General features: G+C 58.7%; 23 protein-coding genes and 1 tRNA gene. 7 read left to right on the forward strand and 17 right to left on the reverse strand.

Features of this window, described 5'->3' with window-relative positions:
* Window positions 1-46: 46 nt before the first annotated feature.
* A complete protein-coding gene (locus LOY35_RS18380; RefSeq protein WP_258625486.1) occupies window positions 47-949 on the reverse strand; it encodes a glycine betaine ABC transporter substrate-binding protein in 903 nt (300 codons plus the stop codon).
* Between the two features lie 289 nt (window positions 950-1,238).
* Between LOY35_RS18380 and LOY35_RS18385 the strand changes: the two genes are divergently transcribed.
* On the forward strand, window positions 1,239-3,275 hold the full coding sequence (locus LOY35_RS18385; protein ID WP_258625489.1) for an NADH:flavin oxidoreductase: 2,037 nt from the start codon (window positions 1,239-1,241) through the stop codon (window positions 3,273-3,275).
* A 91-nt stretch (window positions 3,276-3,366) separates the two neighbouring features.
* Here LOY35_RS18385 and LOY35_RS18390 read toward each other — a convergent pair whose 3' ends face one another.
* Together LOY35_RS18390 and LOY35_RS18395 are read right to left on the reverse strand one after the other, a co-directional pair.
* Entirely contained in the window at window positions 3,367-4,152 is a 786-nt protein-coding gene (locus LOY35_RS18390; RefSeq protein WP_258625491.1) for a pyrroline-5-carboxylate reductase, read from the reverse strand.
* The gene (locus tag LOY35_RS18395; protein WP_258625492.1) at window positions 4,142-4,849 is read right to left on the reverse strand and encodes a TetR/AcrR family transcriptional regulator; all 708 of its coding nucleotides are present in this window, start codon (window positions 4,847-4,849) and stop codon (window positions 4,142-4,144) included. The genes LOY35_RS18390 and LOY35_RS18395 overlap by 11 nt, the downstream gene beginning before the upstream one ends.
* A 166-nt stretch (window positions 4,850-5,015) precedes the next feature.
* On the opposite strand from LOY35_RS18395, the gene LOY35_RS18400 reads away from it, so the two are divergent.
* Window positions 5,016-5,678, forward strand: coding sequence for a bifunctional 2-polyprenyl-6-hydroxyphenol methylase/3-demethylubiquinol 3-O-methyltransferase UbiG (locus tag LOY35_RS18400; RefSeq protein ID WP_258625494.1), 663 nt, complete (start codon window positions 5,016-5,018; stop codon window positions 5,676-5,678).
* Window positions 5,679-5,695: 17 nt separating this feature from the next.
* Here LOY35_RS18400 and LOY35_RS18405 read toward each other — a convergent pair whose 3' ends face one another.
* Window positions 5,696-6,034 carry a hypothetical protein gene (locus tag LOY35_RS18405; protein WP_258625496.1) on the reverse strand — a complete coding sequence of 113 codons (339 nt, stop codon included), beginning with the start codon at window positions 6,032-6,034 and terminating at the stop codon, window positions 5,696-5,698.
* 241 nt (window positions 6,035-6,275) lie between these two features.
* Between LOY35_RS18405 and LOY35_RS18410 the strand changes: the two genes are divergently transcribed.
* Window positions 6,276-6,437 (forward strand): hypothetical protein, encoded by a 162-nt coding sequence (locus LOY35_RS18410; RefSeq protein ID WP_258625500.1) that lies wholly within the window; start codon window positions 6,276-6,278, stop codon window positions 6,435-6,437.
* A 268-nt stretch (window positions 6,438-6,705) separates the two neighbouring features.
* Here the strand turns inward: LOY35_RS18410 and LOY35_RS18415 are convergent, their stop codons facing one another.
* The gene (locus tag LOY35_RS18415; protein WP_258625502.1) at window positions 6,706-7,824 is read right to left on the reverse strand and encodes an NADH:flavin oxidoreductase; all 1,119 of its coding nucleotides are present in this window, start codon (window positions 7,822-7,824) and stop codon (window positions 6,706-6,708) included.
* A gap of 102 nt (window positions 7,825-7,926) precedes the next feature.
* Between LOY35_RS18415 and LOY35_RS18420 the strand changes: the two genes are divergently transcribed.
* Window positions 7,927-8,301 (forward strand): helix-turn-helix domain-containing protein, encoded by a 375-nt coding sequence (locus tag LOY35_RS18420; RefSeq protein WP_258625505.1) that lies wholly within the window; start codon window positions 7,927-7,929, stop codon window positions 8,299-8,301.
* 231 nt (window positions 8,302-8,532) lie between these two features.
* Here the strand turns inward: LOY35_RS18420 and LOY35_RS18425 are convergent.
* The 9 genes from LOY35_RS18425 to thrS form a co-directional block, all read right to left on the reverse strand.
* Window positions 8,533-8,609 (reverse strand) — tRNA-Pro (locus LOY35_RS18425).
* 90 nt (window positions 8,610-8,699) lie between these two features.
* The gene (locus LOY35_RS18430; protein WP_003179985.1) at window positions 8,700-9,056 is read right to left on the reverse strand and encodes a MerR family transcriptional regulator; all 357 of its coding nucleotides are present in this window, start codon (window positions 9,054-9,056) and stop codon (window positions 8,700-8,702) included.
* Window positions 9,037-9,339, reverse strand: a complete 303-nt coding sequence (gene ihfA / locus LOY35_RS18435; protein WP_002553164.1) for an integration host factor subunit alpha — start codon at window positions 9,337-9,339, stop codon at window positions 9,037-9,039. The genes LOY35_RS18430 and ihfA overlap by 20 nt, the downstream gene beginning before the upstream one ends.
* A 3-nt stretch (window positions 9,340-9,342) precedes the next feature.
* Window positions 9,343-11,721: a phenylalanine--tRNA ligase subunit beta gene (pheT, locus tag LOY35_RS18440; RefSeq protein WP_258625508.1), complete on the reverse strand. Its 2,379-nt coding sequence runs from the start codon at window positions 11,719-11,721 to the stop codon at window positions 9,343-9,345.
* 36 nt (window positions 11,722-11,757) lie between these two features.
* The gene (gene pheS / locus LOY35_RS18445; RefSeq protein WP_139644397.1) at window positions 11,758-12,774 is read right to left on the reverse strand and encodes a phenylalanine--tRNA ligase subunit alpha; all 1,017 of its coding nucleotides are present in this window, start codon (window positions 12,772-12,774) and stop codon (window positions 11,758-11,760) included.
* Window positions 12,775-12,883: 109 nt separating this feature from the next.
* On the reverse strand, window positions 12,884-13,240 hold the full coding sequence (gene rplT, locus LOY35_RS18450; RefSeq protein WP_041024369.1) for a 50S ribosomal protein L20: 357 nt from the start codon (window positions 13,238-13,240) through the stop codon (window positions 12,884-12,886).
* Window positions 13,241-13,270: 30 nt separating this feature from the next.
* Window positions 13,271-13,465, reverse strand: coding sequence for a 50S ribosomal protein L35 (gene rpmI / locus LOY35_RS18455; protein ID WP_002553160.1), 195 nt, complete (start codon window positions 13,463-13,465; stop codon window positions 13,271-13,273).
* 60 nt (window positions 13,466-13,525) lie between these two features.
* Window positions 13,526-14,077, reverse strand: coding sequence for a translation initiation factor IF-3 (gene infC, locus LOY35_RS18460; protein WP_169432615.1), 552 nt, complete (start codon window positions 14,075-14,077; stop codon window positions 13,526-13,528).
* On the reverse strand, window positions 14,077-15,999 hold the full coding sequence (gene thrS, locus LOY35_RS18465) for a threonine--tRNA ligase (RefSeq protein ID WP_258625516.1): 1,923 nt from the start codon (window positions 15,997-15,999) through the stop codon (window positions 14,077-14,079). The genes infC and thrS overlap by 1 nt, the downstream gene beginning before the upstream one ends.
* A gap of 483 nt (window positions 16,000-16,482) precedes the next feature.
* Between thrS and LOY35_RS18470 the strand changes: the two genes are divergently transcribed.
* Entirely contained in the window at window positions 16,483-16,785 is a 303-nt protein-coding gene (locus tag LOY35_RS18470; RefSeq protein WP_258625518.1) for a hypothetical protein, read from the forward strand.
* 290 nt (window positions 16,786-17,075) lie between these two features.
* Window positions 17,076-17,288, forward strand: a complete 213-nt coding sequence (locus LOY35_RS18475; protein WP_003179963.1) for a cold-shock protein — start codon at window positions 17,076-17,078, stop codon at window positions 17,286-17,288.
* Window positions 17,289-17,356: 68 nt separating this feature from the next.
* On the opposite strand, the gene LOY35_RS18480 is transcribed toward LOY35_RS18475, so the two are convergent.
* Entirely contained in the window at window positions 17,357-17,671 is a 315-nt protein-coding gene (locus LOY35_RS18480; RefSeq protein ID WP_041024371.1) for an I78 family peptidase inhibitor, read from the reverse strand.
* A gap of 166 nt (window positions 17,672-17,837) precedes the next feature.
* Window positions 17,838-18,143 carry a hypothetical protein gene (locus LOY35_RS18485; protein WP_139644403.1) on the reverse strand — a complete coding sequence of 102 codons (306 nt, stop codon included), beginning with the start codon at window positions 18,141-18,143 and terminating at the stop codon, window positions 17,838-17,840.
* A 285-nt stretch (window positions 18,144-18,428) separates the two neighbouring features.
* Here LOY35_RS18485 and LOY35_RS18490 point away from each other — a divergent pair, with 285 nt between their 5' ends.
* Window positions 18,429-18,626: a hypothetical protein gene (locus tag LOY35_RS18490; RefSeq protein ID WP_258625521.1), complete on the forward strand. Its 198-nt coding sequence runs from the start codon at window positions 18,429-18,431 to the stop codon at window positions 18,624-18,626.
* A gap of 126 nt (window positions 18,627-18,752) precedes the next feature.
* On the opposite strand, the gene LOY35_RS18495 is transcribed toward LOY35_RS18490, so the two are convergent.
* A complete protein-coding gene (locus LOY35_RS18495; protein ID WP_258625526.1) occupies window positions 18,753-19,781 on the reverse strand; it encodes a nucleoside hydrolase in 1,029 nt (342 codons plus the stop codon).
* Window positions 19,782-19,784: the final 3 nt, after the last annotated feature.

Raw genomic sequence — 19,784 nt, forward strand, 5'->3', positions numbered from 1 at the left:
CCACCGGAAGACTGATTCGGTTTGCAAGTATGGGGGACCATCGCCGTCAGGGCTGAGCAGTTGTTGCAGCGGCCGTTTGATTGCCGAACATCGCCTCGAAACGCGGCTTGTTGGCAGCATAGTATTCAGCCACCACCTTGTCGGCAGAACTGTCACGGGCAGTCGCCATCAACTTCTCAAGATCGGCCTGTGGGATCTTGAAGTTGGCGAAGAACCGGGCAACGTCGGGATGTTCGGCGCTGAACCCTTTGCGGGCAACCGCGTGGATCTGTTCGGCGCCACCGAAAATCTGCTTCGGGTCATCCAGGTAGCGCAGCGACCACTTGGAGAACATCCAGTGTGGACTCCAGGCATTGATCAACGACCATTTGTCACGCTTGAGATTACGATCCAGCTCACTCAGCATGCCGGATTCGGAGGAGGCGACCATCTTGTAGCCATCGAGCTTGTACTCCTGGATGGCTTTCTCCGTGAGTTTGTACTGACCATTACCGACTTCGGAGGTGAGGATCTTGCCGCCGAGTTTTTCCCGCACTTCGGGCTTGTTGAGGTCTTCGACACTGGCGAGCTCACTGGTCGGAATGGACGTCGGCACCGCCATGCCGATTCGCCCTTCGTACAGTGAGCCGAGGTCTTCAAGCTTGTCCTTGTACTTGTCATAAAAAGACTTGTGGGTGCTCGGCAGCCAGACCATCGGAATCAGGTCGATACTGCCGTTCGCCAACGCCTGGAACTGGATGCCGATATCGGCCAAAACCAATTTGACCGGCTGTTTCAGATGGTCCCGCAGTGCCGTGTCTGCCAGCTTTACAGCGATTTCCGTATCCGACCAGTTCACCCATCCAATCCGGATGGGTGTGGGTTCCTCGGCTTGGGCCATCAGGCAACTGGACGCCATCGCCAGGCCGGCGAGCCATCCGATATTCGTTTTGCTGAACAACGTCATCATGATGCATCTCCGCGTCTGTATTAATAGTTATTGGCAGGGCAGCAGAAAGACTAATGCTCCCTCATGAAGCGCAGTGGTCCTGTGCCTCCGAGGGAACGCTTGGATCTAGTTATGCAAATGATTCGCGCATTCAGGTCGTTCGACCGGGTTGCGAACCGATACTAGTCCCGGTTTTTTTGCCACGCAAGAGAAATGTACACATGTGTCACGTAACGTTGACACAGATGAACATTGAACATACGGTTATGTCAAAACCCAGCCTGATGTTCTGTTCCCGGAGCGCAACACCATGTCCAGCGACCCCTTGCTGCAGCCCTATAAGATCAAACACCTGACTCTCAAGAACCGGATCATGACCACCTCCCATGAGCCGGCCTACCCTGTCGACGGCATGCCGAAGGACCTGTATCGGGCGTACCACGTTGAACGGGCAAAGGCCGGCGTGGCGCTGACCATGACCGCCGGCTCCGCCGCGGTTTCCCGCGACAGCCCGCCGGTGTTCAACAACGTGCTGGCGTACAAGGATGAAGTGGTCAAATGGATGAAGGACCTGACCGACGAATGCCACGAGCATGGCGCGGCGGTGATGATTCAACTGACCCACTTGGGGCGGCGTACGCGGTGGGACAAGGCTGACTGGCTACCCGTGGTCTCGCCTTCACACCGTCGGGAAGCGTCGCACCGCTCTTTTCCGAAAAAGCTGGAAGACTGGGACATCGACCGCATCATCAAGGACTATGTGGATGCCGCCGAACGCATGAAGGCCGCCGGGCTGGATGGTTTGGAACTGCAGGCCTACGGACACCTCATGGATCAGTTCTGGTCGCCACTGACCAACGACCTCGACGGCCCCTATGGCGGTTCGCTGGAGAACCGGTTGCGCTTTACCTTCGACGTCCTGCGCGGCATCCGTCAGCGCTGCGGCGAGGATTTCCTGCTGGGGGTGCGCTACACCGGCGATGAAGACTTGCCCGGCGGTTTCGGTGCGAGCGACGGCATCCGGATCTCGCACATGCTCAAGGACAGCGGCCTGGTCGACTTCCTCAACGTCGTTCGCGGCCACATCGACACCGATGCCGGCCTCACCGATGTGATTCCAATCCAGGGCATGCGCAATTCCCCGCACCTGGATTTTGCCGGCGAGATCCGTTCGGCCACCGGCTTCCCCACCTTCCATGCCGCGAAGATTCCCGACGTTGCCACGGCGCGTCATGCCATCGCCTCCGGCAAGGTGGACATGATCGGCATGACCCGGGCGCACATGACCGACCCGCACATCGTGCGCAAGATCATCGAGAAGCGCGAAGAAGAAATCCGCCCCTGCGTAGGCGCCAACTACTGCCTGGATCGCATCTACCAGGGTGGCGCGGCGTACTGCATCCACAACGCCGCCACAGGGCGCGAAACCACCATGCCCCACGAGATCTCCAAGGCGCCGCTCAAGCGCAAAGTGGTGGTGATCGGCACCGGTCCGGCGGGGCTGGAAGCGGCGCGGGTCGCCGGCGAACGCGGCCACGACGTCACGGTGTTTGAAGTCGCCGATCAACCCGGCGGCCAGATCCGTCTGACGGCGCAGAGCGAGCGGCGGCGCGAGATGATCAGCATCATCGACTGGCGCATGGCGCAATGCGAACGGCTGGGCGTGAAATTCCGTTTCAACACCTGGGCCGAGGCCGAGACGGTGCTGGCGGAAAACCCGGATGTGGTAATCGTCGCCACCGGCGGCTTGCCGCACACCGAAGTGCTCGAGCACGGCAACGAACTGGTGGTGTCGACCTGGGACATCATTTCCGGCGACGTGAAACCCGGCCAGAACGTGCTGATCTTTGACGACGCGGGCGACCACGCGGCGCTACAAGCGGCCGAGGTCATCGCCCACAGCGGGGCGAAACTGGAGATCGTCACACCAGACCGCTCGTTCGCGCCCGAGGTGATGGCGATGAACCTGGTGCCCTACATGCGCAGCCTGCAAGACCTGAACGTCACCTTTACCGTTACCTATCGGGTCGACTCGGTGGAGAAACGCGATGGGCAACTGGTGGCGAACTTCGGCAGCGATTATGGTCAGGTGCACAAACAGCGGGTGGTCGATCAGGTGGTGATCAATCACGGCACCCTGCCCCTCGACGATCTGTACTTTGAGCTGCGTCCCCATTCGCGCAACAACGGTGCGGTGGAACAGCATGATCTGATCGCCGGGAAAACTCAGAACATCGTGACCAACCCCGAGGGCCGTTTCCAGTTGTTCCGGATTGGCGACGCCGTGTCGGCGCGTAATACCCATGCCGCCATCTACGATGCGCTGCGGTTGCTCAAGGACATTTGAACATCATGCCCCTGGCGCCAGGCGCCGGGGGCCTGCTGCGCATTCCAGCGGGAAGCAAGCTCCCTCGCCACGCAAAGCGGTGTTGTTCCTATCAGGCATGAAGCCCTTTGCGGGCAACCGCAGCGCCGGCTTGCAATGCCCGGCCGACGTGCTCCTCGAAGCGACTGTCGATCATTGATTGCAATGCTGCGGCCGTGACGCCTCGATAGGCGACCAAGGCCTCGATCATCTCCAGTGCATCGTGGTTTCGCAGGAGCTGGCTGCTGTTGACCACGACGTTCCTTGCAGCCAATTGCGCAATATCGGCAGGCAGGCCGGCGGCCACCGCCTGGTTGGTCAACGCCATCATCAGCAAGGCCGGCAAGGCAGGACCGGTGCCCGACAGCGCAGACAGGTAGTCGATGAAGCTTTCTTCCCGGACCTCAGCCGCAGTGCCCACCGACTCGAACAACCGCTGCATCAGCTCCTTCGTCGCCTCACTCACCTCTCCCCAGCAAAACCATGGCGTAAAGGATTGCCGGATTTCCACCGCCGCGTTGGGCATCGCCCGCACGATTGTCGAAGCCGAGGTCTGCGCGGCAATCGCCTGCGCCGTGATTCCGGCCATCAGGGAAACGACGGTCTTGCCCGTCGCGTCGATGTCCAGGCTGGCGAAATGTTCGGGGCGTACCGCGAAGATGACCACGTCGCTGCGCGCTACCAGCGCCTGGTTGTCCGTAGCCAGGCAAACGCCTTGCCGGGCCAATGGGTGGCTACCGGAGCGGTTGGAAATGACCAGGTTACCCGCCGGCACCAGCTCCTGCTCCAGCAGCGCCTTGACGATTGCCCCGCCCAACCAGCCGGTGCCACCGATGATCCCCAGAGTCTCATTGATCATCGCCAGCACCTTCATCGAACGTGTCCGTCAAGGGAACGAAAATCCCAGGTTCTTTTTCGGCATAGCCAAACTTCCCATAGAAGCGATCCAGCTCGCGTTGCTTGGGAACCTTGCCGGTGAAAATGCTGACGTAATGAGGAATACGCTGGAAGCGCGTGGTGATCAGCTCACTGGTGTTCATGCTGATATAGCCGATCTGGGTCAGGTAAATCGTACGGGCGCGGGTATCGGCACCCTGGCTGTCATAGCCAAACCGCTTGAACATGCTCGCCAGGGCGCTGATCCGCTGTTCGTCCACGGTAGCGACCTCCTGGGCCACCTCAGCCGACTGCAGCGCCCAACTGCGCACGGCAAATTCGAATTGCGAATCGAACAATCGCAGGTTGAGCCAACACTCGAACACATTCAGGATCGCTTCGGAAATGCTCTCCGCATAGCTTTCGCTCTGCCGGATCAAGCCCCCCGTGTTGGTCTCGCGCCAACGGGAAAGCAAAGCGGCCAACAATTGTTCACGGTCCTCGAAAAACCAGTAGAAACTGGTTCGCGACAACCCCAGGCGCTTGGCGAGCGGCATGACCCGGACCGCATCGATACCCGACTCCTTCAAAGCATCGTAGGCGGCCTCCAGCCAGCCCTCCGGCGACCCGCGCCAACCGGTGTCCTGGGCCTTGCCACGGGCCTTCCCCAATTGGGACATCTCGCTCACCTTATTCAAAAAACGTGAGTTGAATGTACCCTGCCGCCCCAAGAATGTACACCGAAGTACATTTTGTCGACATGACGGGCGAAGTGCAGCCGAACCAAGATAAAGCGACTGGGGAACGTACTCTATTCTTGTATTCAGGCTTCCACCGGACACTGACATGCCCACCCACGAATCAGAACTCCTTCAAAGCTGGCACCACAACGCCCAGGCCTGGATCGATGCCGTCCGCGCCGGCGCCATCGAAAGCCGGCGCGAAGTCACCGACCAGGCCATCCTGCTGGCAATACTCGGTCGCCAACCCGAGCGCGTGCTCGACCTGGGCTGCGGTGAAGGCTGGTTACTGCGTGCCCTGGCTGGACGGGGTATCCAGACGGTTGGGGTGGATGGCGATGCCACGCTGGTAGAGTCCGCACGGGCGGCCGGCTCTTCACTCGTGCATCTGGCCAGCTATGAAGCGCTGGTTCAGGCGAAGGTGGATATCGGCAACGACTACGACCTGATCTGTGCCAACTTCGCCCTGCTGCACCAGGACATCATTCCCCTGCTCGTCGCCCTGAAGGCCCTGCTCGTCCCTGGCGGCGCCCTGGTGATCCAGACCTTGCATCCGTGGGTCGCCGCCGCGGGCGACTATCAGGATGGCTGGCGGCAGGAACGCTTTGAAGGCTTCAAGGGGCAGTGGCAACCGATGCCGTGGTACCTGCGCACCCTGCCTAGCTGGTTCAATGCCCTGGACATGGCGGGCTTTCGGCTGACAGGCCTGCAGGAACCGCAACATCCGCAGAGCCCGGTGCCACAGTCATTGTTGTTGATAGCGGAATAGGCCGCGGATGCACCGGACTACTTCGGCGCATAATCCTTGCACATACCCTGCGCTGTGCCGGCCAGCGGCGAGTTGGCGAGGTTATTCGCCATGCCCATCACTTGAAACTTATAAGCCGGATCGGACTTTATCTTCCTGACTTCCGCCTTGGTCGCCTCGTCGATCCTGGGATCAGAGGCCATGGCATTCTCCACGTCACCCTTCAGGCCAGGGTTGGTTTTGTTGCACACCTGCTCCATGGCAACCAAGGCGACCAAGCCCTGATGCTTTTCATCCTGCTGATTCGCGAAAACGCCGCCAGCAAACCCGAAACCTGCCAAGCACAGTGAAAGTGTGGACATCCTTAACAACGACATTCAAACGCTCCTTGATCGTAGAACTCAGGCCATCTGTCGGCCAAAACGTGCGCACTTTATCACGCCGTTTCGTGAACTTCGTTACAGGTCGCGACAGGTTTTTCGAACCGGAATCGACCATTTACGCAGGCTCTGCCGTAGCACAATTCAAGCTCCCGAGGATGAACATACGTTCATCCCAATCATGATCAAACGCGTCTACCCTGCGGGTTACAACATAGTGACTACAGGAGTACCCACCATGTTCTCGCACGAAAGCACCCCTTTGATTTTGATGTTCGTCATATTGCTGCTGTGCTTGCTTGCAGCCGTGCTACACCCGGTTCACACCTTCCTTGGCTGGATCCGGAGACGCAAGGCAAGATCAGCCCTCGAGATCTCGGAAGAGGTTGATTCGCGCTGAATGCCTGCTCAGAAAGGCCCGGCCAGAGCCCATAATGCTGCTTACTTAAGAGAAGCGATGAACCTGTGGCGAGGGGATTTATCCCCGCTGGGCTGCGAAGCAGCCCCCTACACAGGCAACTCAATCCGTCTGATACACCGAGTCGCAGGGCTTTGGGGCTGCTTCGCAGCCCTGTGGGGATAAATCCCCTCGCCACAATGAACCGGGCAAATCCTAAGTGAGCAGCATTACGGCAAAGCCCGGTTTACTGTCCTCTTTGCAATAAGGCTTAAACCAACTCGGCCAAAGAGACCGGATTGAAGCCCTTCAGATCGGCGTAATCGGCATTTTCCACTTTGGCGACCCAATCCTTGTCACTCAGCAGAACACGTCCCACAGCGATCAAATCAAATTCTTCGCGCTCCATGCGCTCGACCAGTCGATCCAGACTCGCAGGGGTTGATCCCATGCCGGCGAAAGCGTTGGTGACATCATTATCCAGCCCAACCGAACCGACACTGATGGTTGTGGCACCGGTGACCTTCTTCGCCCAGCCCGCGCAGTTCAACCCGTTCTCACCGTCGATTTCGGGAAACTCGGCTTCCCAGAAGCGCCGCTGCGAGCAATGCAGAACATCGACACCCGCCTCGACCAACGGCAGCAGCCAGTCTTCCATCAAGGCCGGGGTTTCAGCGAGACGTACGCCAAAGTCCTGCTGCTTCCACTGGCTAACCCGCATGATGATCGGGAATTCGGGTCCGACCGCATGGCGAACGCCCGACACGATCTCAGCAGCAAAACGGGAGCGCTCCTTGATCGTCGGTCCGCCGTAGCGATCAGTGCGCTGATTGGTACCGGACCAGAAGAACTGATCGATCAAATAACCATGAGCCCCATGGATCTCCACCGTGTCGAAACCCAGGCGCTTGGCATCCGCCGCTGCCCTGGCGAATGCCGCAACCGTATCTGCGATGTCCTCTTCGCTCATGGACACACCACGCGGGTCATTCGGCGAATCGAGACCGGATGGGCTTTCGACGGGCGCAGAGGGCTCCCAACCGTTGACGTTGCGCACGGCACCGGTGTGCCAGATCTGCGGCCCCATACGGCCACCTGCCTGGTGAACGGCATCGATCACGTTCTTCCATCCGGCCAGCGCGGCGTCGCCATGAAAAAAAGGGATGTTGGAATCGTTACGTGCAGCAGGACGATCAACGACGGTCCCTTCGGACAAGATCAACCCAACCCTGCCCTCAGCCCGCCGCCGGTAATACGCAGCGCTCCCCTCACCGGGCACCCCTTCCGGCGAAAACTGCCGAGTCATCGGCGCCATGACAATCCGGTTTTTCAGTTCAAGCGACCGGATGGAAAAAGGACGGAATAAAATGCTGGTATCAAGGTTCGACATTGGATGGACTCCGTTTGCTTTTGGAAGTCACATAAGTATATTTTGTAAACCAAATGTCAATTAGGCACCTAGAGTCGCCTAGGTATCTTTGAGGAAACCTCGATGCTGGAATTGAAGCCGCAATGTTTCTCGTCGGAGTGCCCAAGCCGGGCACTGTTCGACCAGATTGCAGATAAGTGGTCAATGATGGTCCTGGCGGTGCTCGATGACGGGCCGCATCGCTTCAATGCCATCAAGCGCCGCTTGGAAGGTGTCACGCAAAAAGCGCTTACCCAGTGCCTGCGACGGCTGGAACGCAATGGTCTCGTCTCGCGCAAGGTCATTTCGTTCTCGCCCGTGGCGGTGCAGTACGAGATCACCCCACTGGGGCGAACCTTACAAGAGCCGCTTCGTGAACTGCATAAGTGGACGCTTGATCAATTGCCAGAGGTGGAGGCGGCTCGGGCGAAGTTTGATGCGGTTGTGGAGGTGAGTTGACGCTAGCGGTAAGCATCTTCGCCGAGCGCGACGCTTTGCCTCAGGCGATCGTTACTTCACTCTGAGGTAGATCTTCATTATGGCGACAAAGAAGATATCAGCACCGACTCCTGGGGGCCGGCGTTGATGATGTTGAAGAGAAAACAGCGTGAAAAATCGAGAAGGCACACAAATTTCACGCACATGAAAAAGGCCAATGCTGTGAACATTGGCCTTAATCATTGAAAAATATGGTCGGGACGGAGTGATTCGAACACTCGACCCCTAGCACCCCATGCTAGTGCGCTACCGGACTGCGCTACGCCCCGACTAGGCGTGAATCTTGTTCCGCTTCTCAGCGGAACGCTCAGGAATATAACGCAAGCTTTTGAAAACTGGAAGTATTTAAAAGCAGAATTTTATTTCTTGAGCACCACCAGCACATCTTCGAGCTCGGCAATCATCTGGCGGATCATCTGTTTGTACTGGGTGGTATCGTCTTTGGCCTCGTCACCGGAGAGGCGCAGGCGCGCGCCGCCGATGGTGAAGCCCTGATCATACAGCAGCGCGCGGATCTGCCGGATCATCAACACGTCTTGTCGTTGATAGTACCGGCGGTTTCCGCGGCGCTTGACCGGGTTGAGTTGAGGAAACTCCTGCTCCCAATAGCGCAGCACGTGTGGTTTTACCGCACACAGCTCGCTGACTTCACCAATGGTGAAGTAGCGTTTGCCCGGGATGACGGGTAGCTCGTCGTTATGACTTGGTTCCAGCATAAGCCTCAACTCGGGCCTTCAACTTCTGCCCTGGACGAAAGGTGACCACACGGCGAGCCGTGATCGGGATTTCTTCTCCCGTTTTCGGATTGCGGCCAGGCCGCTGGCGTTTGTCCCGAAGGTCGAAATTGCCGAAACCGGACAATTTGACCTGTTCGTTGTCTTCGAGAGCGTGCCTGATTTCTTCGAAAAACAGTTCGACCAGTTCTTTGGCCTCCCGTTTATTCAGGCCCAGCTCCTCATACAGACGTTCCGCCATCTCAGCTTTCGTCAGAGCCCCCATACGTCACTTCCTTAACGTGGCGTTCAACCTGTTTTCGAGCGAGGTGAGGATATTCTGCGTTGCGGTATTCACCTCATCGTCATTAAGAGTGCGCGATGGATGCTGCCAGGTCAAGCCGACTGCAAGGCTTTTTCTATGCGGATCAATGCCTTTACCCTGATACACGTCAAATAGCCTGAGGTCCGTCAGCCATTCGCCTGCATTTTCACGGATTACGTCCAGCACAGCGCTGGAAGCAACGTCGCGGTCAGCCAGCAACGCCAGGTCACGGCGCACTTCAGGAAAGCGCGATAACTCCTGGAATTTCGGCATTTTCCCCAGTGCCACTTCGGCCAGAACCAGCTCGAAGACGAACACCGGGCGATCGAGGCCCAGGGTTTTCGACAGTTCAGGGTGAATCGCGCCGACATAGCCGACTTCACGCCCGTCTCGCTCGATGCGCGCGGTCTGCCCCGGATGCAGGGCTGGATGCTTGCCCGGCACGAAGGTGAATGCGTCAAGCGCACCGGCGAAGCCGAGTACCGCTTCGACGTCAGCCTTGACGTCGAAGAAGTCGACGACATCGCGACCTTGCGCCCAGCCTTCCGGCAGGCGACTGCCGCAGACAACGCCGGCGAGCATCGGCTCCTGCTTCAGGCCGTCCAGTTGACCGACGAAGCGCAGGCCGCTTTCGAACAGGCGCACGCGGTCTTGCTGACGGTTCAGGTTGTGCTGCAGCGACTTGACCAGGCCAGGCCACAGGGACGAGCGCATGGCCGCCATGTCGTTGGAGATCGGATTGGCCAGCAACAGCGGCTCGACGCCCGAGTTGAACAGTTCGGACTGGCGCGGATCGATGAAGCTGTAGGTGATCGCTTCCTGGTACCCACGAGCCACCAGCAAGCGGCGCAGTTCCGGCAAGTCGCTGCGGGCTTCGGCCTTGGCCTGTGGGGCCAGGCGAGCCTGCGGGTAGCGAACCGGCAGACGGTTGTAGCCGTAAAGGCGGGCCAGCTCTTCGATCAGGTCGACTTCCAGGCTGATGTCGAAACGATGACTTGGCACTTCGACGCGCCACTGCCCTGCTCCATCGGCACTGATGCTCAGGCCCAAGGCGCTGAGCAAACGCTCGACTTCGGCGGCATCCATGTCCATGCCCAGCATCTGGGAAATGCGTTGGGCACGCAGCGTGACCGGTGCAATCTTGGGCAGGTGCTGGTCACTGACGGTTTCGATGATCGGGCCGGCTTCGCCGCCGGTGATTTCCAGCAGCAGGCCGGTGGCGCGCTCCATGGCTTCACGGGCCAGTTGCCAGTCCACGCCCCGCTCGTAGCGGTGCGAGGCATCGGTGTGCAGGCCATAGGAGCGGGCCTTGCCGGCGACGGCGATCTGGTCGAAGAAGGCGCTTTCGAGGAATACGTCGCGAGTCGACGTGGAAACGCCGCTGTGCTCGCCGCCCATTACGCCGGCAATGGCCAGGGCGCGGGAGTGGTCGGCGATCACCAGGGTATCGCCGCTCAGGGTGACTTCCTGGCCGTCGAGCAGGACCAGCTTCTCGCCCTCCTCGGCCATGCGCACGCGAATGCCGCCATTGATTTCAGCGAGATCGAATGCGTGCAGGGGTTGACCCAGCTCCAGCATCACGTAGTTGGTGATGTCGACGGCAGCATCGATGCTGCGCACGTCGGCGCGACGCAGGCGCTCGACCATCCACAAAGGTGTCGGCTTCGACAGGTCGACGTTGCGGATCACCCGACCCAGGTAACGCGGGCATGCGGTGGGTGCCAGCACCTCGACCGAACGCACTTCGTCATGCACTGCCGGAACCGGCGCGACCGTTGGGCGAGTCACCTGAGTGTCATACAAGGCACCCACTTCACGGGCCAGACCGGCCAGGGACAGGCAATCGCCACGGTTCGGCGTCAGGTCGACCTCGATGCTGGCATCGTCCAGGCCCAGGTATTCACGAATGTCCTGGCCCACCGGCGCATCGGACGGGAGTTCCATCAGGCCATCGTTGCCTTCGCCGATCTGCAGTTCGGCCTGGGAGCACAACATGCCGTTGGACTCGACGCCACGCAGCTTGGCCTTCTTGATCTTGAAGTCGCCTGGCAGCTCGGCGCCGATCATCGCGAACGGGATCTTCAAGCCCGGGCGCACGTTTGGCGCGCCGCAGACCACCTGAAAGGTTTCCCCGCCATTGCTGACCTGGCAAACCCGCAATTTGTCAGCGTCCGGGTGTTGTTCGGTGCTCAGCACCTCGCCCACCACCACACCGCTGAATTCACCGGCGGCCGGCGTCACGCTATCGACCTCAAGACCGGCCATCGACAGGCGAGCAACCAGCTCGTCCCGGCTTACCTGCGGGCTGACCCAGCCGCGCAGCCACTGTTCACTGAATTTCATCCTGCTCTCCTAATAGATTCGTTACGGACCCGCGACCTAGCGAAATTGCGCAAGGAACCGCAAGTCGTTGTCGAAGAACAGGCGCAAGTCATTCACACCGTAACGCAGCATGGCCAGACGCTCGACGCCCATGCCGAAAGCAAACCCCGAGAACTCTTCCGGATCGATCCCGGACATGCGCAGCACGTTCGGGTGAACCATGCCGCAGCCCATGACTTCCAGCCAGCCAGTCTGCTTGCAGACCCGGCAGCCCTTACCGCTGCACATCACGCATTCCATGTCGACTTCAGCCGATGGCTCGGTAAATGGGAAGTACGAAGGGCGGAAACGCACGGCCAGTTCTTTCTCGAAGAACACCCGCAGGAACTCTTCGATGGTGCCTTTGAGGTCGGCGAAATTGATGTCGCGATCGACCAGCAGGCCTTCGACCTGGTGGAACATCGGCGAGTGGGTGATATCCGAGTCGCTACGGTACACACGGCCTGGGCAGACGATGCGGATCGGCGGCTTTTTCGATTCCATGGTGCGGACCTGTACCGGCGAGGTATGGGTGCGCAACAGCATGTTCGCGTTGAAATAGAAGGTGTCGTGCATCGACCGGGCCGGGTGATGGCCTGGGATGTTGAGCGCTTCGAAGTTGTGGTAGTCGTCTTCGACCTCAGGGCCCTCGGCGATGCCGTAGCCGATGCGGGTGAAGAACTGCTCGACGCGCTCCAGGGTCCGGGTCACCGGATGCAGGCCGCCGGAGGTCTGGCCACGGCCAGGCAGGGTCACATCGATGGACTCGGCGGCGAGCTTGGCAGCCAGATCCGCCTCCTCGAACAACGCCTTGCGCGCATTGAGGACTTCTGTGACACGTTCCTTGGCGACGTTGATCAGCGCACCGACCTGCGGACGCTCTTCGGCCGGCAGGTTCCCCAGGGTCTTCATCACCTGGGTCAACTCGCCCTTCTTGCCAAGGTAGTGAACCCGGATTTGCTCCAGGGCATTGATATCTTCAGCGCTTTGCACAGCCTCTAGTGCTTGAGAGACCAGCGCATCCAGGTTTTCCATGTACAGACTCCAGATACAAAATAGGGGAAGAGCTTTAAGGCTCTTCCCCTATTTATGACGTTTAACACCTGGGCCCACAGAGGTGGACCCTGGTGACTGCCGGGGGTACTTAAGCCAAGGTGGCTTTAGCTTTCTCGACAATCGCAGCAAACGCCGCTTTTTCGTTCACTGCCAGATCAGCCAGAACCTTACGGTCGATCTCGATGGACGCCTTTTTCAGGCCAGCGATCAAACGGCTGTAGGACAGACCGTTGATACGAGCACCAGCATTGATACGAGCGATCCACAGAGCGCGGAACTGACGTTTTTTCTGACGACGGTCACGGTAGGCGTATTGGCCTGCCTTGATTACGGCTTGCTTGGCAACACGGAATACGCGGGAACGCGCACCGTAGTAGCCTTTAGCAAGTTTCATAATTTTCTTGTGACGCTTACGGGCAATGACGCCACGCTTTACACGAGCCATGAGTTACTTCCTCTATTCTTGATCCAAAAATTAACGAAGGCGCAGCATGCGCTCGACTTTTGCCACGTCAGACGGATGCAGCAAGCTGCTACCGCGCAGTTGACGCTTACGCTTGGTCGACATTTTGGTCAGGATGTGGCTCTTGAAAGCGTGCTTGTGCTTGATGCCGTTAGCAGTTTTCAGAAACCGCTTGGCAGCACCACTTTTGGTTTTCATCTTTGGCATGTTCGGATACTCCGCATTCAGTTGATAAACATAATCGCAAGGCCTGCCGTGCCCTGGTGATTACTTCTTCTTTTTCGGGGCGATGACCATGATCAGCTGGCGTCCTTCCATCTTAGGATGCTGTTCGACCGAACCGTACTCGAGCAGGTCTTGTTCAACCCGCTTGAGGAGTTCCATCCCCAGCTCCTGGTGGGCCATCTCACGGCCGCGGAATCGCAAGGATACCTTGGCCCTGTCCCCGTCACTCAGGAAACGTACCAGGTTGCGCAGTTTTACCTGGTAATCCCCTTCCTCCGTCCCTGGACGAAACTTGATTTCTTTTACCTGAATCTGCTTCTGGTTTTTCTTCGCCGCGGCAATCTGCTTCTTCTTCTCGAAGATCGACTTGCCGTAGTCCATCACCCGGCAAACCGGTGGGACTGCGTCTGCGGAAATTTCCACCAGATCAAGCTTGGCTTCTTCAGCAATACGAAGCGCTTCATCAATCGAGACGATGCCAATCTGCTCGCCGTCAGCGCCAATTAACCGAACCTCGCGTGCCGAGATATTCTCGTTGATCGGGGCCTTCGGTGCAGCTCGTTTATCTTGTCTCATTTCACGCTTAATAATAATTACTCCGAATCTGGGCGACCACGCCGGGAAACCGCTTGCGCGAGGAACTCGGCGAATTCGGCGACGGGCATCGAGCCCAGGTCAGCACCTTCACGAGTACGCACAGCGACAGTCTGCATCTCGACCTCCCGATCTCCAATAACCAAGAGAAAGGGAACCTTGAGCAAAGTATGCTCGCGGATTTTAAAGCCGATCTTTTCATTTCTCAAGTCAGACTTGGCACGAAATCCGCTTTGGTTGAGAGTTTTTTCGACCTCGGCGGCAAAATCTGCCTGTTTATCAGTGATATTCATGATCACTGCCTGGGTCGGCGCCAGCCACGCGGGGAACGCGCCCTCGTAATGCTCGATCAGAATCCCGACGAAGCGCTCGAAGGAACCGAGGATCGCGCGGTGAAGCATGACCGGGTGCTTGCGACTGTTGTCTTCGGACACGTATTCGGCGCCCAGACGGATCGGCAGGTTGAAATCGAGCTGCAAGGTACCACATTGCCAGACGCGACCCAGACAATCTTTCAGGGAGAATTCGATCTTCGGACCGTAGAAAGCCCCCTCGCCTGGCTGCAGGTCGTACGCAAGGCCCGCGCTATCGAGGGCGGCCGCCAGTGCGGCTTCGGCGCGATCCCACAGCTCGTCGGAGCCCACGCGTTTTTCCGGACGAGTGGACAGCTTCATCTCGACGTCGGTGAAGCCGAAGTCCCGGTAGACGTCCATGGTCAGCTTGATGAATGCGGCGGATTCGGCCTGCATCTGCTCTTCGGTGCAGAAGATGTGGGCATCGTCCTGGGTAAACGCACGCACGCGCATGATGCCGTGCAGTGCACCCGACGGCTCGTTGCGGTGGCACGCACCGAACTCGGCCAGGCGCATCGGCAGCTCGCGGTAGCTTTTCAGGCCCTGGTTGAACACCTGCACGTGGCATGGGCAGTTCATCGGCTTGATGGCGTAGTCGCGGTTTTCCGACTGGGTGGTGAACATGTTGTCGGCGTAGTTGGCCCAGTGCCCGGATTTCTCCCACAGGCTGCGGTCCACCACTTGCGGCGTCTTGATTTCCAGATAGCCGTTTTCACGCTGGACCTGACGCATGTATTGCTCGAGCACCTGGTACATCGTCCAGCCGTTCGGGTGCCAGAACACCATGCCCGGGGATTCTTCCTGGGTGTGGAACAGGCCCAGGCGCTTGCCGATCTTGCGGTGATCGCGTTTCTCGGCTTCCTCGATGCGCTGGATGTAGGCCGCCAGCTGCTTCTTGTCAGCCCAGGCAGTGCCGTAGACGCGCTGCAACTGCTCGTTCTTCGCGTCGCCGCGCCAGTAGGCGCCGGACAGCTTGGTCAGCTTGAAGGACTTCAGGAAACGGGTATTCGGCACGTGCGGACCGCGGCACATGTCGACGTATTCTTCGTGGTAGTACAGGCCCATGGCCTGCTCGTCCGGCATGTCTTCCACCAGACGCAGCTTATAGTCCTCGCCACGGGCCTTGAAGACTTCGATGACTTCGGCGCGCGGGGTGACTTTCTTGATGACGTCGTAATCTTTCTCGATCAGCTGCTGCATGCGCTGTTCGATGGCGGCCATGTCGTCCGGGGTAAAAGGACGCTCGAAGGCGATGTCGTAATAGAAGCCTTCGTCGATGACCGGCCCGATGACCATCTTCGCGCTCGGGTACAACTGCTTGACCGCATGGCCGACCAGGTGCGCGCAGGAGTGGCGAATGATCTCCAGTCCCTCTTCATCCTTGGGGGTGATGATTTGCAGCGTGGCGTCGCTGTCGATGACATCACTGGCATCCACCAGCTTGCCGTTGACCTTGCCGGCCAGGGTGGCCTTGGCCAGGCCTGCGCCGATGGATGCGGCGACCTCGGCTACGGATACCGGATGATCGAATGAACGTTGACTGCCGTCGGGAAGAGTAATAGTTGGCATGGCGCCTCCTCTCCTAGTGGTGACCCCTACCAAAGGTCACGTGGGTTGGGATGAGCCAGTACAAGATCCAGTCCAGGCCATTCAATCATGAACGCCTGCCTTACAGCGGCAGGAGCCTTGCGGCCAACCGGGAAACCGAACCAGAGTGACTGGGATTCAAATCAGGGTTATTCGAACATTTGCCGCTGCCGGGACCTGTGTCATCCGGTGCCTGAAAATACCCGAGCCCGGCATGCTAGCACAGATGAACGGTCATCGCTGCGCTCCAATTGCAGCCTGTGGGAGCAAAGCTTGCTCGCGATCAGGTATAACAGCCGACCACAATGTTTCAGGCCCGCCCGCGCTACTACCGCGAGCAAGCTTTGCTCCCACAAGCCCTGCTCGGCACCAAGCGTAAACCCCGGGTTTTTATGCCAGAGTGCTGAACTGAACGCCCCGCAACACCTCTGATAACAAGACATCGACCCAAAGGAGCATCCCAGCATGCGTCTGAACACGTTATTGGCAGCAGTCGCCCCCTTCGCCCTGCTGCTCCCGCTGACCGCCCACGCCGACTGGCCAAAAGGCGAGCGTGAGAAATACATGGCCCAGTGCACTCAGGCGGCCACGCCCCAGATCGGCGCCGCGGCGGCCAAATCCCACTGCGCCTGTGGCGCTGATGCGATCAAGTCCTACCCGGCCGCCGACATCCAGGCCCTGATGGACAACAAGGCGCCTATGGAATTGCAGCAGAAAGCACTCGGACAGATCGCCAAATGCAAGGCCGATCCTTCGAAGAAAAAATGAGCGGACAGGCCTTTCAGGACCGTCTTGAGCCCATGAAAAACCCCGATTTTGCCTTTTTTCAGACGAATTTTGCAGGTTTTACAGCTTTTTTTATCGCCTTTACTTTCGGCTGAAAGCCTTTAAAAACGGGGCTTTCAGCCAGATAAGGCGGTAAAGAAAAGACGACTGTTCGGCAAACAGCACGTCCGGGGGGCTCCCAAATCGAACATTTCGACTATGATACCCAGGTGTGCCCAGTTGGCCTGAGCAGCACAGCACTACTGAAAATATATGTTTCTTGGAGATACACCATGTCTAATCGCCAAACCGGCACCGTTAAATGGTTCAACGATGAAAAAGGCTTCGGCTTCATCACTCCTCAAGGTGGCGGTGACGACCTGTTCGTACACTTCAAAGCTATCGAAAGCGACGGTTTCAAAAGCCTGAAAGAAGGCCAGACTGTTTCCTTCGTGGCTGAGAAAGGCCAAAAGGGTATGCAAGCTGCACAAGTTCGCCCAGAGTAATTTCTCGGCGCGCTAAAAAAACCCCGTCCATGTGACGGGGTTTTTTATGGGCGGTTGAAAACTGCGACTCAGCCGCAGTTCACCCGATTGACCACCAGGTTGGCGTCGGTATTGAGATTCAGGCGATCGGAGCGGTACTCGAGCGTCACCATGTCGTTGGGCTTGAGAATCCGGGCAATCTGCGCGCCGGAACGGGTGCGGGCCTGTTCCAGCAATTGCGGCGAGGCCTGTTTACCGATGGCAAACTCGGCGGCCTTCGCTTCGCAGCGGTCGTAATGGGTCTCGGCGGCAACCGGATCAGGGGACGATTCAGCGCTGCTGCTGCAACCGTGCAAGAACCCGGCGGCCAGCAAAATACTCAATGACGCGAGCTTCCAAGGCATGAAGCCTCCTTTCGTTGATCAATAAACAGAGAGCGTGCGACAACCCAAACGAAGCTTGGTTTCAGTAGAAGGGCCACCACCCCGCTCTTCTACCTGGAAAGCCGGCAGTTTGCCTGAGCCCGACACCGCTGGTCAGACATGAATCGTGACTGAATATGTTCAGCGCTCAATAAACATCAATGTAGTCGAAGGGCGGATTCGGCCAATTGTCTTTCAGGGCGTTGTAGATCTGCATCACCCAGACCTCGTCACTGGCAGCGACTCGTCCGACATAACCCGAGCCCTTTGCCCACGTCTCAAGTCGAAACAGAAGACCATCGATGTCGGTTCCTCCCACCACGCCCGAAGACAGGTAGGCGATACCGCCCTTGGTCACGCGCAATTGGGTGTGTTCGTCATCGCTGGCCGATGCCAGCAACTGGCGAACGGCGTCGAGGGTCAGCCCGTCAGGCGCGTTCAAATCGATCTGCACGGCAGGGGCTCCTTGAGCAATCAAAAAACAAGTGTCGCACAGCCCTCCCCTGATGCCTAAGTCGCAGTGCCAAACCCAGGGCAAAAGTGGTTAACTCAACCTAGCCTCTGTACGAAAAGCCTTGAGACTCGTTCATGCTGCGTTGAAAACAGCCTCGGAATGCCCATGTACTCCAGTACAGTCGGACGCGACCCCGGGCGTTCCTCGGCTGTTTTCGCCTTGCCTGACCTTCGTCTCAAGACTTTTCGTACAGAGCCTAAGACCTCCCAACCCGCGAGTCCTGCCATGAGCATCATCAGCATCGAAGCCACCATCAAGGCCAAATGGTCGGAGGGCCACAGCTCCTATAGCCCTGGCAGCCCCGAAGAACTGGCAATCATCGGTATAGAGCTGTTGGTGAAGGAACTGGGGACGGAGGTGGCCCGGAACTTCATCCAGCAGGCATTCGAACGCTACCCGAGCGTCATCGACGCCGTGAAGTGAGGCAACACCTGGAACCGGTGGGAGCCGAGCTTGCTCGCGATGGCGGCGGACCAGCCAACATTTATTGTCGGCTGAAGATCCTATCGCGAGCAGGCTCGCTCCCACAGGTCTTGTGCTTGGGGCGGATTACTTGAGACGTGCCAGACGCTCGGTCAACAGGTCGAAGAAGCCCTGGGCATCGCCGTTTTCCACCCAGAATGCGTTCTTGGGCGCCTTCAGGCCGTCGTACCAGTCAACGATGGTCTGTCCGAAGGTCGGTCCCTCGCGGCTGTCCACCACGACATTGACCGAGCGACCGGTGAACAGCTGCGGCTTGAGCAGGTAGGCAATCACTGTCGCGTCATGCACCGGCCCGCCCGACATGCCGTAGTGCTCCATATCGCCTTTGACGTACTCGTTGAGAATATCGCCGACCAGCTTGCTGGCATTGTTGTTCACGGCCGCGATCTGCTTGAGGCGGGCTTCGCTGGTGAGGATCTTGTGGGTCACGTCCAGCGGCAGGTAGGTCAGCTTCACACCGCTTTTGGCGACCACCTCGGCCGCCTGCGGGTCGGCGAACAGATTGAATTCAGCCACCGGCGTGATGTTCCCGCCATTGAAGTGCGCACCGCCCATGATCACCACTTCCTTGATGCCCTGGACAATGTCCGGCTCCTGGATCAGCGCCAGGGCCAGGTTGGTCTGCGGACCGAGCATGGCAATGGTGATGCTGTGGGGCTTGGCCGCCTTGAGGGTGTCGATCAGGTAGTTGACGGCGTTGCCCTTGGCCAGCCCCTTTTTCGGCTCATGGACGGTGACACCCGACAGGCCTTCCTTGCCATGGATGTTTTCCGCGTAGATCGGCGTGCGCATCATCGGCTTCGGCGCACCGGCGTACACCGGCACCTCTTCGCGCCCAGCCCATTCCCGGGCCAGGCGAGCGTTGCGAGAGGTCTTGTCCAGGCGCACGTTGCCGGCAACGGTGGTCAGCGCGCGGATCTGCAGTTCTTCAGGGGATGCCAGGGCGAACAACAAGGCGACCACGTCGTCGGCCCCGGGATCGGTGTCGATGATCAGATCGATTTTTTCCGCCGCCTGGGCGCTCGTAGCGGTGATCAGTGACAACAGCAGCAGACTCCGGAACAGTTGGTGCATTTTCTGAGCATAGCGGTGCATGGT

Source organism: Pseudomonas sp. B21-028 (genome assembly GCF_024749045.1).
In the GTDB taxonomy this organism is placed as follows: domain Bacteria; phylum Pseudomonadota; class Gammaproteobacteria; order Pseudomonadales; family Pseudomonadaceae; genus Aquipseudomonas.

Excerpts from the sequence above, each read along its gene's own strand:
- LOY35_RS18380 (WP_258625486.1), bottom strand. The coding sequence starts at position 949 with ATGATGACGTTGTTCAGCAAAACGAATATCGGATGGCTCGCCGGCCTG.
- LOY35_RS18385 (WP_258625489.1), top strand. The coding sequence starts at position 1,239 with ATGTCCAGCGACCCCTTGCTGCAGCCCTATAAGATCAAACACCTGACT.
- LOY35_RS18390 (WP_258625491.1), bottom strand. The coding sequence starts at position 4,152 with ATGATCAATGAGACTCTGGGGATCATCGGTGGCACCGGCTGGTTGGGC.
- LOY35_RS18395 (WP_258625492.1), bottom strand. The coding sequence starts at position 4,849 with ATGTCCCAATTGGGGAAGGCCCGTGGCAAGGCCCAGGACACCGGTTGG.
- LOY35_RS18400 (WP_258625494.1), top strand. The coding sequence starts at position 5,016 with ATGCCCACCCACGAATCAGAACTCCTTCAAAGCTGGCACCACAACGCC.
- LOY35_RS18405 (WP_258625496.1), bottom strand. The coding sequence starts at position 6,034 with ATGTCGTTGTTAAGGATGTCCACACTTTCACTGTGCTTGGCAGGTTTC.
- LOY35_RS18410 (WP_258625500.1), top strand. The coding sequence starts at position 6,276 with ATGTTCTCGCACGAAAGCACCCCTTTGATTTTGATGTTCGTCATATTG.
- LOY35_RS18415 (WP_258625502.1), bottom strand. The coding sequence starts at position 7,824 with ATGTCGAACCTTGATACCAGCATTTTATTCCGTCCTTTTTCCATCCGG.
- LOY35_RS18420 (WP_258625505.1), top strand. The coding sequence starts at position 7,927 with ATGCTGGAATTGAAGCCGCAATGTTTCTCGTCGGAGTGCCCAAGCCGG.
- LOY35_RS18430 (WP_003179985.1), bottom strand. The coding sequence starts at position 9,056 with ATGCTGGAACCAAGTCATAACGACGAGCTACCCGTCATCCCGGGCAAA.
- ihfA (WP_002553164.1), bottom strand. The coding sequence starts at position 9,339 with ATGGGGGCTCTGACGAAAGCTGAGATGGCGGAACGTCTGTATGAGGAG.
- pheT (WP_258625508.1), bottom strand. The coding sequence starts at position 11,721 with ATGAAATTCAGTGAACAGTGGCTGCGCGGCTGGGTCAGCCCGCAGGTA.
- pheS (WP_139644397.1), bottom strand. The coding sequence starts at position 12,774 with ATGGAAAACCTGGATGCGCTGGTCTCTCAAGCACTAGAGGCTGTGCAA.
- rplT (WP_041024369.1), bottom strand. The coding sequence starts at position 13,240 with ATGGCTCGTGTAAAGCGTGGCGTCATTGCCCGTAAGCGTCACAAGAAA.
- rpmI (WP_002553160.1), bottom strand. The coding sequence starts at position 13,465 with ATGCCAAAGATGAAAACCAAAAGTGGTGCTGCCAAGCGGTTTCTGAAA.
- thrS (WP_258625516.1), bottom strand. The coding sequence starts at position 15,999 with ATGCCAACTATTACTCTTCCCGACGGCAGTCAACGTTCATTCGATCAT.
- LOY35_RS18470 (WP_258625518.1), top strand. The coding sequence starts at position 16,483 with ATGCGTCTGAACACGTTATTGGCAGCAGTCGCCCCCTTCGCCCTGCTG.
- LOY35_RS18475 (WP_003179963.1), top strand. The coding sequence starts at position 17,076 with ATGTCTAATCGCCAAACCGGCACCGTTAAATGGTTCAACGATGAAAAA.
- LOY35_RS18480 (WP_041024371.1), bottom strand. The coding sequence starts at position 17,671 with ATGCCTTGGAAGCTCGCGTCATTGAGTATTTTGCTGGCCGCCGGGTTC.
- LOY35_RS18490 (WP_258625521.1), top strand. The coding sequence starts at position 18,429 with ATGAGCATCATCAGCATCGAAGCCACCATCAAGGCCAAATGGTCGGAG.
- LOY35_RS18495 (WP_258625526.1), bottom strand. The coding sequence starts at position 19,781 with ATGCACCGCTATGCTCAGAAAATGCACCAACTGTTCCGGAGTCTGCTG.